The sequence below is a fragment of the Ruegeria sp. CDSA079 genome, assembly GCF_059612245.1.
In genome coordinates, this window is record NZ_JBXWQF010000015.1 from 42,317 (window position 1) to 58,309 (window position 15,993).

Annotated in this window: 14 protein-coding genes; 12 read left to right on the forward strand and 2 right to left on the reverse strand. The window is 56.4% G+C overall.

Translation table 11 applies throughout. The features are described 5' to 3' along the window. Window positions 1-38: 38 nt before the first annotated feature. From AC2FJZ_RS15480 to AC2FJZ_RS15510, 7 genes are all read left to right on the forward strand, one after another. Window positions 39-704 (forward strand): MarC family protein, encoded by a 666-nt coding sequence (locus tag AC2FJZ_RS15480; protein WP_496671331.1) that lies wholly within the window; start codon window positions 39-41, stop codon window positions 702-704. Window positions 705-817: 113 nt separating this feature from the next. Further along, window positions 818-1,048: a phosphoribosylformylglycinamidine synthase subunit PurS gene (gene purS, locus AC2FJZ_RS15485; protein WP_050603662.1), complete on the forward strand. Its 231-nt coding sequence runs from the start codon at window positions 818-820 to the stop codon at window positions 1,046-1,048. A gap of 3 nt (window positions 1,049-1,051) precedes the next feature. Continuing rightward, window positions 1,052-2,095, forward strand: coding sequence for a zinc-dependent alcohol dehydrogenase family protein (locus tag AC2FJZ_RS15490; protein ID WP_496778738.1), 1,044 nt, complete (start codon window positions 1,052-1,054; stop codon window positions 2,093-2,095). Between the two features lie 11 nt (window positions 2,096-2,106). Further along, window positions 2,107-2,775, forward strand: a complete 669-nt coding sequence (gene purQ, locus AC2FJZ_RS15495; protein WP_496778740.1) for a phosphoribosylformylglycinamidine synthase subunit PurQ — start codon at window positions 2,107-2,109, stop codon at window positions 2,773-2,775. A gap of 69 nt (window positions 2,776-2,844) precedes the next feature. Then, window positions 2,845-4,590: a sensor histidine kinase gene (locus AC2FJZ_RS15500; RefSeq protein ID WP_050603661.1), complete on the forward strand. Its 1,746-nt coding sequence runs from the start codon at window positions 2,845-2,847 to the stop codon at window positions 4,588-4,590. A 12-nt stretch (window positions 4,591-4,602) separates the two neighbouring features. Further along, window positions 4,603-5,937: a sigma-54-dependent transcriptional regulator gene (locus AC2FJZ_RS15505; protein WP_050603452.1), complete on the forward strand. Its 1,335-nt coding sequence runs from the start codon at window positions 4,603-4,605 to the stop codon at window positions 5,935-5,937. A gap of 505 nt (window positions 5,938-6,442) precedes the next feature. Further along, window positions 6,443-9,370, forward strand: a complete 2,928-nt coding sequence (locus AC2FJZ_RS15510) for an Rne/Rng family ribonuclease (RefSeq protein ID WP_496778742.1) — start codon at window positions 6,443-6,445, stop codon at window positions 9,368-9,370. 48 nt (window positions 9,371-9,418) lie between these two features. Here the strand turns inward: AC2FJZ_RS15510 and AC2FJZ_RS15515 are convergent, their stop codons facing one another. Continuing rightward, window positions 9,419-9,652: a sulfurtransferase TusA family protein gene (locus AC2FJZ_RS15515; protein WP_496778744.1), complete on the reverse strand. Its 234-nt coding sequence runs from the start codon at window positions 9,650-9,652 to the stop codon at window positions 9,419-9,421. 106 nt (window positions 9,653-9,758) lie between these two features. Here AC2FJZ_RS15515 and AC2FJZ_RS15520 point away from each other — a divergent pair, with 106 nt between their 5' ends. From AC2FJZ_RS15520 to AC2FJZ_RS15535, 4 genes are all read left to right on the forward strand, one after another. Next, entirely contained in the window at window positions 9,759-10,511 is a 753-nt protein-coding gene (locus AC2FJZ_RS15520) for a cytochrome c biogenesis CcdA family protein (protein ID WP_496778746.1), read from the forward strand. 62 nt (window positions 10,512-10,573) lie between these two features. After that, a complete protein-coding gene (locus tag AC2FJZ_RS15525) occupies window positions 10,574-11,788 on the forward strand; it encodes a hypothetical protein (protein WP_496778748.1) in 1,215 nt (404 codons plus the stop codon). Beyond that, complete coding sequence (locus tag AC2FJZ_RS15530) at window positions 11,785-13,134, forward strand: cytochrome P450 (RefSeq protein WP_496778750.1); 1,350 nt, start codon at window positions 11,785-11,787, stop codon at window positions 13,132-13,134. Before AC2FJZ_RS15525 ends, AC2FJZ_RS15530 begins: the two co-directional genes overlap by 4 nt. Window positions 13,135-13,207: 73 nt before the next feature. Beyond that, window positions 13,208-14,089 carry a fructose bisphosphate aldolase gene (locus tag AC2FJZ_RS15535; RefSeq protein ID WP_496778752.1) on the forward strand — a complete coding sequence of 294 codons (882 nt, stop codon included), beginning with the start codon at window positions 13,208-13,210 and terminating at the stop codon, window positions 14,087-14,089. A gap of 176 nt (window positions 14,090-14,265) precedes the next feature. On the opposite strand, the gene AC2FJZ_RS15540 is transcribed toward AC2FJZ_RS15535, so the two are convergent. Next, on the reverse strand, window positions 14,266-14,613 hold the full coding sequence (locus AC2FJZ_RS15540; protein WP_496778754.1) for a hypothetical protein: 348 nt from the start codon (window positions 14,611-14,613) through the stop codon (window positions 14,266-14,268). 394 nt (window positions 14,614-15,007) lie between these two features. On the opposite strand from AC2FJZ_RS15540, the gene AC2FJZ_RS15545 reads away from it, so the two are divergent. Continuing rightward, window positions 15,008-15,976 carry a TAXI family TRAP transporter solute-binding subunit gene (locus tag AC2FJZ_RS15545; protein ID WP_050603444.1) on the forward strand — a complete coding sequence of 323 codons (969 nt, stop codon included), beginning with the start codon at window positions 15,008-15,010 and terminating at the stop codon, window positions 15,974-15,976. Window positions 15,977-15,993 lie beyond the last annotated feature (17 nt).

Consider the following 15,993-nt stretch of genomic DNA (forward strand, 5'->3'; position numbering starts at 1 on the left):
CGTGCAGCCGTGAAGGGCGCGATAAGGATGGTTTTCGAATGGCTGAACTGTTTGATCAGACGATATTTCTGAAGTTTCTGGCAGCCGTGCTTGCGATCTTCAATCCGCTCTACAACATCCCGATCTTTCTGAGCATGACCAAGAACTGTTCGGCGGCTGAACGCCGCCACGTTGCGATCGTCGTGATGATTTCGGTTACCGTTATCGCCTTGATTGCCGTTGTGATCGGCGAAGAAGTGCTTGGGATTTTCGGCATAGACGTCTCGTCCTTTCGAATAGCCGGCGGCATCATCATTTTCGGAATTGGCATGTCTATGTTGAATGCCGAAGACCGCCCTCCGGGTGATCAGGCCGCGGTGGCGGACGGACATGAACGCAAACTGAATTTCGCAGTTGTTCCCTTGGCCATTCCTCTGACCATCGGGCCGGGCACGATTGCCGTCACCGTTGTCTTTTCCCACCAGCTGTCGGACGGGGCAGAAATCGTGACACTGGGTTCAGCGATCCTGATTGCCTGCGCAATCGTGGGGGTGGGGCTTTTGTTTGCAGATCAGATCTCGCGCTTTTTGGGCGAGACAATGATCAACGTACTGACCCGGATCATGGCGATTCTGTTGGTTGCCGTCGCTGTCGAGATGGTTTTGACCGGAACATTCGATGCAATAGATGCGCATTACCCGGGATTATCCAAGGAGGCAGGGTAGGCCGCACACTGCGTCAAACTGCGTAGCAAACAGGGTTGTCCAAAAGCATTTGGCACGTTATCCCCCGCGCAACGAAAATGGCCCGGATGTGGCCCTCAGGTGGAGTTGCCAAGATGAAAGCACGGGTTCACGTGATGCTCAAAAACGGGGTGCTGGACCCGCAGGGCGAAGCAGTTCGGCACGCATTGGGCGCAATGGGATTTGATCAGGTCGAAGGTGTCCGTCAGGGCAAAGTGATCGACCTTGAGCTGGCCGACGGTGCGACCGAAGCGGATGTCACGAAGATGTGCGAAAAGCTGTTGGCCAACACAGTCATCGAACGCTACGAGATCGAACTGGTCTAATTGATGCGGGCCGCGCGTCTGATCACCTATCGTCAACCGCTTGAAGTTATGACGGTACCGGATCCCGAACCCGCCGAAGACGGTGTTGTGGTGCGGGTATTGGCCTGTGGTGTGTGTCGGTCCGACTGGCACGCGTGGGGGGGCGCAGACCCGGACGTTGTTTTGCCGATCACACCCGGCCACGAATATTGTGGCGAAGTTGTCTCGGTTGGCGCCCGCGTCACGCGTTGGCGTGTTGGCGACAAGGTGATCGCACCCTTCATTCTGGCCTGCGGACATTGCACGGACTGTTCCCAGGGTCATCAGACAATCTGCAGCGACCAGATTGTGCCCGGGTTCACCTGTGATGGCGCTTTTGCGGAATACATTGCTGTTTCCCATGCGGACGCAAACCTTACATCGTTGCCCGAAAGCATCGCGCCCGAAGTGGCAGCCGCCCTGGGGTGCCGAGTTACGACGGCCTGGCAAGCTTTGGTCGGACGGGCGCACGTTCAGGGTGGTGAATGGATCGCCGTCTTTGGCGGCGGCGGTGTTGGGATCTCGACCCTGTTGTTGGGCAAGGCGCTTGGCGCGCGGGTTGTTGTTGTCGATGTTGTGGAAGACAAACTGCGCTATGCCACGTCTTTGGGGGCGGATGCGGTGGTCAACGCGGCCACCTGTGATGCTCCGCAGACAGTGAAAGACATCACCGGCGGCGGCGCGCATGTGGCGATTGAAGCCCTGGGTATCGAAGTGACGACCGCGTCCGCGATGCGGTCTCTGCGCAAAATGGGGCGCATGGTACAAATCGGGATGCCTGCTGGGGATCACACCCAGATGGCGTTGCCGATGGATGTGCTGTATTCCGGTCAACTTTCCGTCTTTGGAACGCGCGGGATGCCAAGCTGGCGCTATCCTTCACTCTTGTCGTTGATCGCGGGGGGCGGGATCGACCTGACGCCGCTGGTCACACGAAAAATATCTCTCAACCAGGTGAGCGAAGAGCTTGCCGCCTTTGATCATCCAACCCCTCCGGGTGTTGCGGTGGTCACTGATTTTGTCTCGTAGGAGGGCCCGCCATGCGCGCAGCCGTAATCGTATTCCCCGGATCCAACTGTGACCGAGACCTCGCCGTCGCTTTCGAGCAGGCCGGTTTCAATGTCGATATGGTCTGGCACAAAGACGCGGCACTGCCCGAAGGTGTTGATATCGTGGGCGTTCCGGGTGGTTTTTCTTATGGTGACTATCTGCGCTGCGGCGCAATTGCCGCGCAATCGCCGATCTGCAAGGCGGTCGTCGAGCATACCGAACGCGGTGGATATGCGGTGGGCATTTGCAACGGGTTTCAGGTTTTGACCGAAACCGGCATCCTGCCGGGCGCGCTGTTGCGCAATGCAGGGCTAAAATACATCTGCAAAACCGTGGGCCTGAAGGTCGAAACCAGCGATAGCGTGTTTACTGGGGGCTATAATGCGGGTGACGTGATCGGTATCCCGATTGCGCATCACGATGGCAACTTCTTTGCGGATGACGAAACGCTGTCGGCGCTGAAAGATCAGGACCGGATCGCATTCACCTATGCCGAGAATCCGAACGGTTCGGTCGGTGACATTGCAGGTATTCTGTCGGAAAACCGTCGTGTGTTGGGGATGATGCCTCACCCCGAGCGGGCCGCTGACGAAGGTCATGGCGGCACCGACGGGGTGGCGCTGTTCCGCGCATTGTCAGGTGTGTTTGAAGTCGCGTGACTTGAGGTCATGCGCGCCCGCGCGTAACGTTTGGACATGAACTCGGACGTGCGATCAGCCTGGTCAGATATGTTGAAACCGCTTCGCGGCGCCCCGCTGGGCTGGCGTTTGCGTTTTGCTGTGCTTGTTCTGCTTGTCGCGACTATCGCGACAGTCTGGATCACCAACCGTCTGCTAACCGACAGATTCACGGAATCCACCCGAAATCGAGCCGAGCTGCGACTGGCCCTGTATTCCGGCAACCTGCTGAGTGAGCTGCGTCGAAACTCGATCGTGCCGCAGTTGCTGGCGCGGGACCCGACCCTCATATCAGCGCTGCAATCCAGTGATTATACACTGTCGACGCAGCGCCTGATTTCCTTCGTTGAAGAAATTGGCGCGGCGTCACTGATGCTCTTGGACAGTGATGGGCGAACCGTCGCTGCAACAGATCGCAACAAGCTGGGCGAAGGGCATAGAAATACGGCTTATTTTGTGGATGCGATCCGGTCCAATGCGACGATCTTTTCGGTCATTCCCAAGGAATCCGGCGGATACAGCTTTGTTTATTCCCGGCGACTGGAAAGTGGATCGGAAATTCTGGGCGTCATCGTTGTTGAGGTCGATCTGCAGAAATTCGAACGCGCCTGGGCTGGTATCTCGGACGCGGTGATGGTCACGGACAGCACCGGAACGATCATCCTGTCCACCGAGCCCCGTTGGCGTGGGTTGGAAGAAAGCACGGCGATGCTGCGCCAGCCGCCGCAGGGCGCGATTCAGCGCGCTATAAGGGCCACAACCGATTGGACCGCTTTGCCGCCGGATGCCTACCTGCAGGGCGAGGCGGTCATGCGGTTGGAAACGCGTATTCCGTTCCGGGGTTGGCAAATGACGTCGTTCACCACCTTTGCCTCGATCCGCGAAAAGGTGAACAGCGTTCTAGCGCTGGAAATCATGGGCTTTGCGATTCTTCTGGCGCTGACGTTTTATGCGCTCAGTCGCCGGGCCACCTTGCGCATGGCGCTGTTTCAGCGCGAGTCGGCAGAGCTTCGCGCATTGAACGCGCGGCTACAGCGAGAAATTGCTGAGCGGGAACGGGTTGAAAAGACGCTGGATTTGGCGGAACAGACCCTCGCGCAAAGCTCGAAACTTGCCGCCTTGGGCGAGATGTCCGCAGCAGTCAGTCACGAGCTTAATCAACCTCTGGCTGCAATGAAAACCTATCTCGCCGGGGCGCGTCTGTTGTTGCGGCGTAACCGTCCGGAAGAGGCACTTGCCAGCTTTGGACGCATCGATGGTCTCATCGAACGGATGGGGGCGATCACGCGTCAGCTCAAGTCTTATGCACGCAAGGGGGCGGATGCGCTTTCGCCAGTAAACCTTGGCGAAGCGCTGGCCTCGGCCTTGTCGATGATGGAACCGCAGCTGCGTCAACGCCATGTGAAGATCACTCAAATACTTCCCGAAGAACCCGTGATGGCCATGGGGGACCGGATGCGGATCGAGCAAGTGATGGTCAACCTCTTGCGGAATGCGTTGGATGCCACCAAATCAGTGGCAGAGCCGGATGTGGAAATCATCCTGGCGGCGGGCGATATGGCGGTTCTGACCGTACGTGACAACGGTCACGGTATCGAGGATATCGAGAACCTGTTCGAACCGTTTTATACCACCAAACAACCCGGTGACGGGGTCGGTCTGGGGCTTGCTATCTCGTCGGGGATCGTGAACGACCATGGGGGACGGCTGACTGCGCGCAACGGCCAATACGGTGGCGCGGTGTTTGAAATGCAGTTGCCAGCACTGGGAAGCGACGGCCTTGAGGCCGCGGAATAACGAGGAATGACTATGGCACAGGCCATGAAAATTGCCATTGTGGATGACGAACAGGACATGCGCCAGTCTATCAGCCAATGGCTAGCTTTGTCCGGATATGACACCGAGACCTTTGCCAGCGCGGAAGATGCGCTCAAGGTTCTGGGGCCGGATTATCCAGGGATCGTGATCTCGGACATCAAAATGCCGGGGATGGATGGCATTCAGCTTTTGAAAAAGCTGATGGGGGCTGACAGCACCTTGCCTGTGATCATGATCACCGGTCACGGCGATGTTCCTATGGCGGTCGAGGCGATGCGCGTTGGTGCGTTTGATTTCCTTGAAAAACCTTTCAATCCAGACCGCATGTCCGAATTGGCCAAACGCGCCAGCAATGCACGCCGCCTGACTTTGGACAACCGTGCGCTTAGGCGCGAACTGTCCGGCGGGACGCAGATCATGAACAAGCTGATCGGTGCCAGCCCGGTGATGGAGCGGCTGCGCGAAGATATTCTGGATCTTGGGCAAGCTGATGGCCATGTGCTGATCGACGGTGAAACCGGAACCGGTAAAACCCTGGTGGCTCATGCGCTGCACGCGGTGGGCAGCCGTGCCGGCAAGAAGTTTGTCCTTGTTTCCTGTGCGGCACTTGAAGAAGACGCCTTGGCCAAGCGTCTGTTTGGTCCGATGATGCCAGAAGATGCGCAACTGCCCGCCATCGAAGAAGCGCGCGGTGGCACGCTGGTGCTGGAAGACGTCGAGGCACTGAGCGATACGTTGCAGGCCAAGCTGTTGAGCGTGATGAACGAGCAGGGCACCCCTGCGGAAACGCGGATTGTTGCGATTTCGAACCTGCAGGAAGCGGGCAAAACATCCGAGGATGTTCTGCGCCCGGATCTGTTTTATCGATTGGCCGCGTTGCGTATTACCATGCCGCCTCTGCGCCAGCGCGGGGAGGATATCCTGACCCTGTTCACCCGTCTCAGCGAGCAATTTGCCGAGGAATACGGGTGTGACGCGCCTCAGGTCAGTGCGCAGGAGGCAGCGCAATTGTTGCAAGCCCCGTGGCCGGGCAACGTACGTCAACTGATCAATATTGCCGAGCGTGCCGTGCTGCAGTCGCGCCGCGGGTCGGGCACAATTGCGTCGCTGTTGATGTCAGATCATGAAGAAATGCAGCCGGTGATGACCACCGAGGGTAAGCCGTTAAAAGAATATGTCGAGGCGTTCGAACGGATGCTGATCGACAACACGATGCGGCGTCACAAGGGCTCGATTGCATCCGTTATGGATGAGCTGTGCCTGCCGCGCCGGACGCTGAATGAAAAAATGGCCAAATATGGCCTCCAGCGTTCGGACTATCTGTAAGCTTTGCGGTTGGGGGCTCTGCCCCCATTGCCAATGGCGACTCCCCCGAGATATTTTTGGCCAGATGAAGGGGATCCGTCGCGCGGGAAGACTGACGGAATGCAGTTTGCCCATTGTCTTTTCCACAGGGTTGCTTTTATTGTATCCGGACGGGCCGGGCGAATTCGACGCCCATAAGCCCCGAATCTTTGAGTTTCGCTGCTGATCCGTTGATGAGGATCAACCCCTCACGGTTCAGCAGACCGATTGTGCCCCGATAGGGGCAGTAGAATACCTGAGCCCAGGAGATCTGGGTGAAAGGAATAAATGGGCAGGCAGCGACCCGCGCCTGTCGGAGAAGAACCGCGATGACGCGCGCGCAACGATTGAGAGAACGGGCAGGGGGCCACAGCGCCAGACCCTGCCGCGCGCCGTCTGATATCGCCCTGACAAGACACCTCCCCAAAAGCGCCTGTCCGCCTGGACAGGTAAGGACAACGCGTTTGGCGCGGTGCACCAAGGAAACATGGCTAAGAAAATGCTTATCGATGCCACCCACGCGGAGGAAACTCGCGTTGTGGTGGTTGACGGAAATAAGGTCGAGGAGTTCGACTTTGAATCCGAAAACAAACGCCAGCTTGCTGGCAACATCTATCTTGCAAAAGTAACACGGGTTGAGCCGTCGCTTCAGGCGGCATTTGTCGACTACGGTGGGAACCGTCACGGTTTCCTCGCGTTTTCGGAAATTCATCCGGATTATTATCAGATCCCCGTCGCCGACCGTGAGGCGCTGATGGAAGAAGAGCGCGCCTATGCCGAGGCTATGAAGGCGCGTGACGAAGCTGAAGAAGCCAAGCCCAAAAAGCGGCGGTCCCGGACGCGATCCAAGGCCGCTGATGTGAAGTCGGACGATCCGGTTGAAACGATGGAGGTTTCAGCCGAGCCGACCGGTATGGAAACCATCGATCTGGCCGACGGCGAAGAAACAGATGCAGAGGTGCCTGAGGGGACCTCACCCATGGAGATTGTGGCTGATACGCCGGTGGAAGAGCCGGAAGCCAATGATGCAACCCTATCGGAAGCTGGTTCTGAAGACGCTGAGCAGGCGACTGTTGTCGAGGGCGATGACGCGCCTGATGCGGTCGAAGCAACCAGCGACGATGCGCGTGAAGCTGTTGAAGATGCCGGTGAAACCTCTGATGAGGCATCTGAAAACGTTGCAGATGCACTCAGCGAACCTTCGGACGAGGCGAATGTGGTAGAGGCTGAAAAGTCTGCCGCTGGCGACGCCGACGCCTTGGACGAAAACCCTTCGGAGTCCGAGGTCGACCAGGACGCGAATGGTGAAGGTGCTGAAAGCAAGGGGGCCGATGCGTCTTCGAAGGACGATTCGATTGAATCGGTGGCCGACGAGGATGACAGCGAAGACATCCGTCCGCCTCGCAAACCACGCCCGCGTCGCTACAAGATCCAGGAAGTCATCAAAGTACGTCAGGTTCTGCTGGTGCAGGTCGTCAAGGAAGAACGCGGCAACAAGGGTGCTGCACTGACAACCTATCTGTCGCTTGCGGGTCGGTATTGCGTATTGATGCCGAACACCGCACGTGGCGGCGGCATCAGCCGCAAGATTACCAATGCACCCGACCGCAAGAAACTGAAAGAAATTGCCTCGGACATTGATGTGCCGACCGGGGCGGGTTTGATCATCCGAACGGCAGGGGCCAAGCGAACAAAATCCGAAATCAAGCGCGATTATGAATATCTGCAACGGTTGTGGGAACAGATCCGCGCGCTGACGCTGGAGTCGATTGCGCCTGCAAAGATCTATGAGGAAGGCGACCTGATCAAACGGTCGATCCGGGATCTTTATAACCGCGAAATCGACGAAGTTCTGGTCGAAGGTGAGGGCGGCTATCGCATCGCCAAAGACTTCATGAAAATGATCATGCCGTCCCACGCCAAGAACGTGAAACGGTATGAAGATGCGCTGCCTCTGTTTGCGCGCTATCAGGTGGAAAGCTATCTGGCGGGCATGTTCAACCCGACAGTTCAGCTGAGATCCGGCGGTTATATCGTGATCGGTGTCACTGAGGCTCTGGTGGCGATCGACGTGAACTCAGGTCGAGCAACCAAGGAAGGCTCGATCGAGGAAACCGCGCTGAAAACCAACCTGGAGGCCGCCGAAGAAGTGGCGCGTCAGTTGCGTCTGCGGGATTTGGCTGGTCTGATTGTTATCGATTTCATCGATATGGACGAGCGCAAGAACAATGCGGCAGTCGAAAAACGTCTGAAGGACAAGCTGAAAACCGACCGTGCGCGCATTCAAGTGGGCCGGATTTCGGGCTTTGGTCTGTTGGAGATGAGCCGTCAGCGTCTGCGCCCCGGTATGATCGAGGCCACCACGCAGCCATGCCCGGCCTGTCATGGAACCGGTCTGATCCGCTCGGACGACAATATGGCCCTGTCGATTCTGCGTCAGATCGAAGAGGAAGGCACCCGCCGTCGCTCGCGTGAGGTTCTGGTGCGCTGCCCGGTCAGCATCGCCAACTTCCTTATGAACCAGAAGCGGGAGCACATTGCGCAGATAGAAGCGCGCTATGGTCTGTCAGTGCGGATCGAAGGCGATATTCATTTGGTCAGCCCTGATTTCTCGATGGAGAAATTCAAGACCGCCAGCCGAATCGTACCTGAAGCCACAGCACCTGTTGTATCCGTCGATGCCTCATTGATGGATTTGGTGGATTCGTCCGACGAGGAAGAGGTCGAAGACGAAATTGCTCAGACCGAGGAAGAAACTAAACCCAAGCGCAAACGCCGCCGGCGTCGGCGCAAGAAGGGCGGGGTCAATGGTGACGCGACAGAGCAATCCAGCGATGGTACTGACGCCGAGACGCAGGAAAGCACGTCGATAGACAAAGCCGATGAAGAGGGTGGGGCTGAGGTTGTCGATGAAGAAGTTACCGAAGAAGAAGTTGCTGACGAAGAAAAACCCGCCAAGCCCAAGCGCAAACGCGCGCCGCGTCGTCGGAAAAAAGACGTAGTCGCGGAAGAAACGGCCGAACAGGTTGAAACGGCAGTTGCCGAAGCTGAGGTCGTTATGGATACGCCTGCGGCAGATGAGGTTGTTGAGAGCCCACAGGTCGAAACACCAGAAGTTGCTGAAGACCTTGGCGAGGGTTTTAAAGCGGAAGCTGTGACCGTTGAAACCACGCCTGAGGCACCCGCGATTGCCGAAGAGGCCACCGTTGAGGATTCACCAGCCGAAGAAACTTCTGCTGTTGTGGAAGAACTTGCAACGGAAGCGGCGGAAGACTCCAGCTCAGATGATGTCGAGCCTGCCGCAGAAGCCCCTGAGGAAAAGACGCCCGAACCCGTTTTGGAAACTGTGGCGGAAGAACCGGAACCTGGCCCTGCCAAGCCGAAGCGACGCGGGTGGTGGTCGCTGGGCAACTAAAGAAAAGGCGGGCCGATGGGCCCGCCTTTTTCGTAAGCGCAGGTTTATTCAGACAGATTTTTGGATCAGATACACCTGATGTGCCCCATCAATATCTTGTGACAACAGCGTATGCCCGACCTCAGCGCAAAAATGCGGAACATCGACGATAGCGGCCGGATCATCGGCCAGCACGCGCAGGACGGCCCCTGCGGGCATGGATTTCAGCCGTTTACGGGCTTTGAGAACGGGCAGAGGGCACAACAGCCCCAGAGCGTCCAGCGTTTCTGTAATCTCGGTCATGCAAATCGGGATAGGGCCAAGTTGAAATATTGTCCAGATTCCAACCACGAGGATGTGACCGAATGGCCCCGTGACGGATCGCCAATCATCACTTATGTGCAGAGACATGTTCGGAATTGAAATCATAGACGCGGGACTGCTGCCCGCCATGTTCGTCGCCCTCTTGGGTGGTTTGATCAGCTTTCTGTCGCCTTGCGTGCTGCCCATCGTGCCACCCTATTTGGCGTATATGAGCGGTGTCACAATTAACGAGATGCAGGACGAGGCCCGCGCGCGGCGCAAGGCAACCCTGTCGGCTTTGTTCTTTGTGATGGGACTGTCGACTGTCTTTCTGCTTTTGGGCTTCACCGCGTCGGCCTTTGGGGTGTTTGTTCTGCAAAATCAGGTGCTTTTCGCCAAGCTTTCCGGCGCTGTGGTGATCGTGTTTGGCCTGCATTTCCTGAACGTTTTCCGCATCCCTTTTCTGGACCGTGAGGCGCGGATCGACACCGGCGAATCCGGCGGTTCTGTCTTTGGTGCGTATATCCTGGGTTTGGCGTTTGCTTTCGGCTGGACGCCCTGCATCGGCCCTCAACTGGGCGCGATCCTCTCGCTGGCGGCGAATGAGGCGTCTGTTGCGCGGGGAACAGTATTGCTGGGTGTCTATGCGGCAGGGCTTGGCATTCCATTCCTGCTGGCCGCAATGTTCCTGAACCGCTCGATGACCGTGATGAACCGCATCAAGCCCTTTATGGGTACAATCGAAAAGGTTATGGGCGGCTTGCTGTTGTTTGTGGGGATCATGCTGATCACCGGCCTCTTTACCCGGTTCAGCTGGTGGTTGCTGGAAACCTTCCCGGCTTTGGCAAACTTCGGATAAACCGCTGACCCCCTTACCTTGACCTCAAGCCTGCGTTAACCTGCACGGAAGAAGGTAAGGGCATGAGCAGTCAGATAAATAAGCCTCGGGTGCGCAAACGCAGGGTGTTCTATATACCCGGCTATGATCCGTTTCCTCCCAGACGATACCGCGAGTTGTATCGGTCCGAAGCACAGGTCCAGGCCGCGATTTCCGGCTACGAGATTTCTGTGTCAGCCAAGCCTCGGTCCGAGGTCTTTGGCTGGCACGTCACGTCGGTTCAAGATGATGACCGGGTACACACGGAGATCGACGTACTGGTCTGGTCGGATATCGTGCGCGACAGCATGACAGGGTCGATCTTGTCGACCTATCTGCAACTGGTTCGAACCGCTTGGATTTACATCTCGACAGGAACACTGCGCCGGTTGACGGGGCTGCGTAAAGGGCCGGTAATTGCCGCGCTGTATCCGGTTGGGATGCTATTGTTGCAATTGCTGGTCGCGGTTCTGGTTGCCTGGGCGATGACGAAACTGTTGAACCCGATGGTGGGGCTGTGGGCTTTGGTTCCGGCAGGTGTCCTGGCCTATTTCGTGCTTCATTGGTTTCGCACAATCGACAACCGCTTGTTCGCGTATTACCTCATGTATGACTACGCATACTCTGCGCAATTGAATGGGGAAACACCGCCGCAGTTGCAGGCAAGACTGAACACGTTCCAAGACCTGATCAAACAGGCTTTGACCGAAGACGTGGATGAGGTTCTGGTGATCGGCCACAGCTCGGGCGCACATCTGGGTGTGTCGGTGTTGGCTGATCTGATCCGCAACCAAGGAGGGCACGACGGTGGCCCGGTATTGTCGTTTCTGACTTTGGGGCAGGTGGTTCCGATGGTGTCTTTCCTACCAAGCGCATACCGTTTGCGCGCGGATTTGCAGTTTTTGTCCACGCAACCCAATGTGGCATGGGTCGACGTTACCGCCCCCGGCGACGGCTGTGCTTTTGCGCTGTGCGACCCGGTTGCGGTCAGCGGAGTGGGCAGCCCTGACAAGAAGTGGCCATTGGTCCTGTCAGCAGCGTTCACTCAAACTCTGTCGCCTGAGCGCTGGAAGGCGGAGCGTTGGCGTTTCTTCAAACTGCATTTTCAGTATCTCTGTGCTTTTGACCGTCCGGGTGCATACGATTATTTTCGCATCACGGCGGGCCCGCAAACACTGGCCTCGCGATTTGCCGGACGCGCGCCTTCGCCGACATGTATTGATCGTCCCGTGTCAAAATACACCACGGTCCACACATGATCCCGCCAAAGCCAACCCCGCGTCCTGACAAGGTATCGCTTTGGCAGTATCTTAGGCTGTTTCGAAAGGATCTGCTTTCAGCACAACCGCAACGGCTCTATCGCGCCTGGATGGCCGAGTTTCGAACGCCATTCTTTAGATCCTACATGATAAATCAGCCGGAACTTGTTGATCTTGTTTTAAAAAAAAGACCCGACGACTTCCCGAAATCCAACAGGATCAGTGAAGGTTTGCGACCTCTTCTGGGGGAATCGGTGTTTTTGACCAATGGCGAGGCTTGGAAACGGCAACGTCGCATCATTGATCCGGCATTCGAAGGCGGGCGGTTGAAGGACACGTTTCCAGCTATGCTTACTGCCTCGCAGGCCTGCGCAAGTCGGCTGCGTGCCAGAGTTGGGGATGAGATCGAAGTAGAAGAAGTCACCAGCCATGTCGCTGCGGATGTCATTTTCAGGACGCTGTTCTCGGTGCCTATCGAACATGAAATCGCGGCGGAAGTGTTCCAGAAGTTTCGCGCCTATCAGCGGCAGCAACCGCTTTTGAACCTTGCTGCCTTTGTACCTCTTCCGCGTTGGGCCCCCCGGTTTCATTCTGATAACGCATGGAATAGTGCAAGCGATATCAAGAAGTTGATCGAACAACTTACAGTGAAACGTGCGGCGGACATAGCCGAAGGGCGGGCACCTGACGATCTGGCGACCAAGATCATGACAACACCAGATCCGGAAACCGGGACGTGTTTTGAGACCAACGAGATGATCGACCAAGTGGCGATATTCTTTCTGGCTGGACATGAGACCAGCGCGTCTGCTCTGGCCTGGGCACTTTACCTTTTGGCGCTTCACCCCGACTGGCAGGATAAAGTCGCGCATGAGGCTCAGGCACTGCGCGATCCGTCCTTTTCGACCATGTCCAGACTAAAGATCAGCCGGGATGTGTTTCGCGAAGCTTTGCGGCTTTATCCACCTGTGCCGATGATGGTGCGCGAATCCCAGTGTCCTGAACGGTTCCGGGACAGGGACATTTCCAAAGGAGCACAAATCGTCATCAGCCCGTGGCACCTGCATCGACAGGAACGGTTATGGGACAATCCGGATGGGTTCGATCCCTCGCGTTGGAGTACCGCGAACGGCAAGGCGTGCCAGCGCAATGCCTACATTCCGTTCTCTGCCGGACCAAGGGTCTGTACCGGGGCCGGGTTTGCGATGGTTGAGGGGCCTTTGATCCTGTCGATGCTGTTGCGCCATTTCAAATTCGAAACAATCCCAAACAAAACGCCGGTTCCAGTGGCGCATCTGACCGTTCGATCCAAAGATGGGATATGGTTAAGGTTGGTTGAGCGCTAACAAACTACCATCGTCCATCACCGTGCTGTATGCGAGGGATGAAATCGGAATCATTCTTGAACGGGAAAGCATTATGTCCAAAGCAGAACAGCGCGCGCAGATGTCCAACGGAGCAGGCTTTATTGCTGCACTGGATCAAAGCGGCGGATCGACCCCCAAGGCGCTGGCGCTGTATGGGGTGGACGCGTCGGATTACGCCTCGGAAGAAGAGATGTTTGGCGAAATCCAGAACATGCGTGCGCGGATTATTCTGGCGGACGACTTCACCAAGGACAAAGTCATCGGCGCAATACTGTTCGAACGCACGCTGAGCGAACAAGTCGAAGGCCGCAAAGTCGCGGATTACCTTTGGTCGGTCAAAGGTATCGTTCCCTTCCTTAAAATCGATAAAGGTCTGGAAGAGACAGCCAATGGCGTTCAGATGATGAAACCGATTCCGGGTCTGGCAGAAACGCTTGCAAAGGCAGAGGGTGTGTTCGGCACCAAAGAGCGTTCGGTGATCCACGAAGCCAACGCAGAGGGCATTGCCGCCGTTGTGGCGCAGCAATTCGACGTCGCGCGCGAAGTTGTTGCCGCAGGGATGGTTCCGATTGTCGAGCCCGAGGTGAATATCAACTCGGAAACCAAAGCTGAAGCGGAAGAGATCCTGAAGGCTGAAATCCTGAAAAACCTCGACCAGCTGGGCGAGGGGCAGGATATCATGCTGAAACTGACGATCCCAAGCGCGGCAAACCTTTATGACGACTTGGCCAATCACCCCCGTGTGGCGCGTGTGGTCGCTTTGTCAGGTGGATATTCAACGGAACAAGCGTGTGATCTGCTGGCCCGGAACGGCAAGATGATCGCATCTTTTTCGCGCGCGCTGACCGAAGGTCTGTCGAAACAGCAATCGGATGCCGAGTTCAATGCAGCCCTGGGCGGAAACATCGACAAGATTTTCAAAGCGTCAGTTTGAGCTTTGAAACAAAATTAAAAAGCGGCGCAGTTGCGCCGCTTTTTTTGTTCTAACCGCGGGCCTGAAATCTACCGATTAAATTCCTTTAGACGTCAAAACAGCGCGTGAAGGATGAACACACTTGTGCAGCATCATGTCTTTCTCAACTCGGTGCAGATGTTATCCTTGTGCGGTTCTCAGGATGCGGGGCAGGTGCCTCGATCAAACTTCTGGACCGCGCCTTTGACCATCATATCGTATTTCAAGCTGTCGTAGTTCACCACAAACGTGACGACCTGTTCGTCTTGCATCAGCAGAACCGTCATTGATTCTCCGACAGGATAAATTGTGGCCTCGCCCTCCAGATCACCTGTGGCAAGATAGCCTTTGTCCGAACCGTCCGACCGCTTCACAGTAACGTTGCTGCCATCGACATCCGACACACATTCAACTGTAAAATCATCTTGTTGTAAAACGTTCTTAGCCAAAACCGGGGTGGCCGCCGTCGTTGCAACAGCCAGCACGAAGAGGTATTTTTTTACCATTTTGAGTTCCAAGGTTGGGAGTTTTCTGTTCGCTGGGTCCGGCGAAATGGGCAATCATTCCGCCCAAACCTGGCGAGCAGGTGCCTGCCATTTGCGCCAGGAATGAGGCGTATGTTTGAACTTTAAATGTCGCTCGAAAAATGGGATGGCCTCTGGCGTTCTGAAGGGGAAACTTCGGGAATTCAGGTCATATATGCGGTTTGGCGGGATCAATCTTGGCGCTGACCTTGACAATCAGTGTCTCTGAATGAAACCTCTTAAGGGTTGGGAGACACTGGAAAATTCAAATGGTTAGACCTGTTGCAGGACGGGCCGATTTTCAGTATCGGCACGCTTCCCTGAGCAGAGAGACCCATTTGGTTCCAACTGCCAGAAAATAATTGGGAGTTAACACATGAAAAACAGTAGCAAACTGAGCCTTGGCGCGTTTGTGACGGCTGCCATGATGGCGCCTGCCGCATATGCCGAAGAATTCATCACTATCGGCACTGGTGGCGTGACCGGCGTGTACTATCCGACAGGGGGCGCGATCTGCCGTCTGGTGAACAAAGGCCGTAAAGAACATGGCGTGCGCTGTTCGGTCGAATCGACCGGTGGTTCGGTCTACAACATCAACACCATTCGCGAAGGCGAGCTGGAATTTGGTGTGGCGCAGTCCGACTGGCAGTACCATGCGTATAATGGCAGCTCGAAATTCGAAGAGGCTGGCCCGTTTGAAAATCTGCGTGCGGTTTTCTCGGTACACCCCGAGCCCTTCACCGTTGTGGCGCGTGCCGATTCCGGCATCACCAACTTTGAGGACCTGAAAGGCAAGCGCGTCAACATCGGTAACCCCGGTTCCGGTCAGCGCGGCACCATGGAGGTTCTGCTGGGTGAAATGGGCTGGACCACCGGTGATTTCGAACTGGCGACCGAGCTGAAAGCGGCTGAGCAATCGGCGGCTCTGTGTGACAACCAGATTGACGCGATGGTCTACACCGTGGGCCACCCCTCGGGTTCGATCCAGGAAGCCACCACCGCGTGTGATTCAGTTTTGGTAAATGTCAGCGGCGACGCTGTGGACAAGCTGGTGGGCGACAACTCGTTCTACCGCACCGCAACCATCCCAGGTGGCATGTACCGTGGGTCCGATGGCGACACCGCGACTTTCGGTGTGGGCGCAACTTTTGTGACCTCGGCGGACGTGTCGGATGACGCGGTTTACGCGGTTGTCAGCTCGGTGTTTGAGAACTTCGATGACTTCAAGAAGCTGCACCCTGCATTTGCCAACCTGAAGCCGGAAGAGATGATCGCGGATGGCCTGTCGGCACCGCTGCATCCGGGCGCCGAGAAGTACTACAAAGAAAAAGGCTGGATTCAATAAACCAGACCTGACGCAGG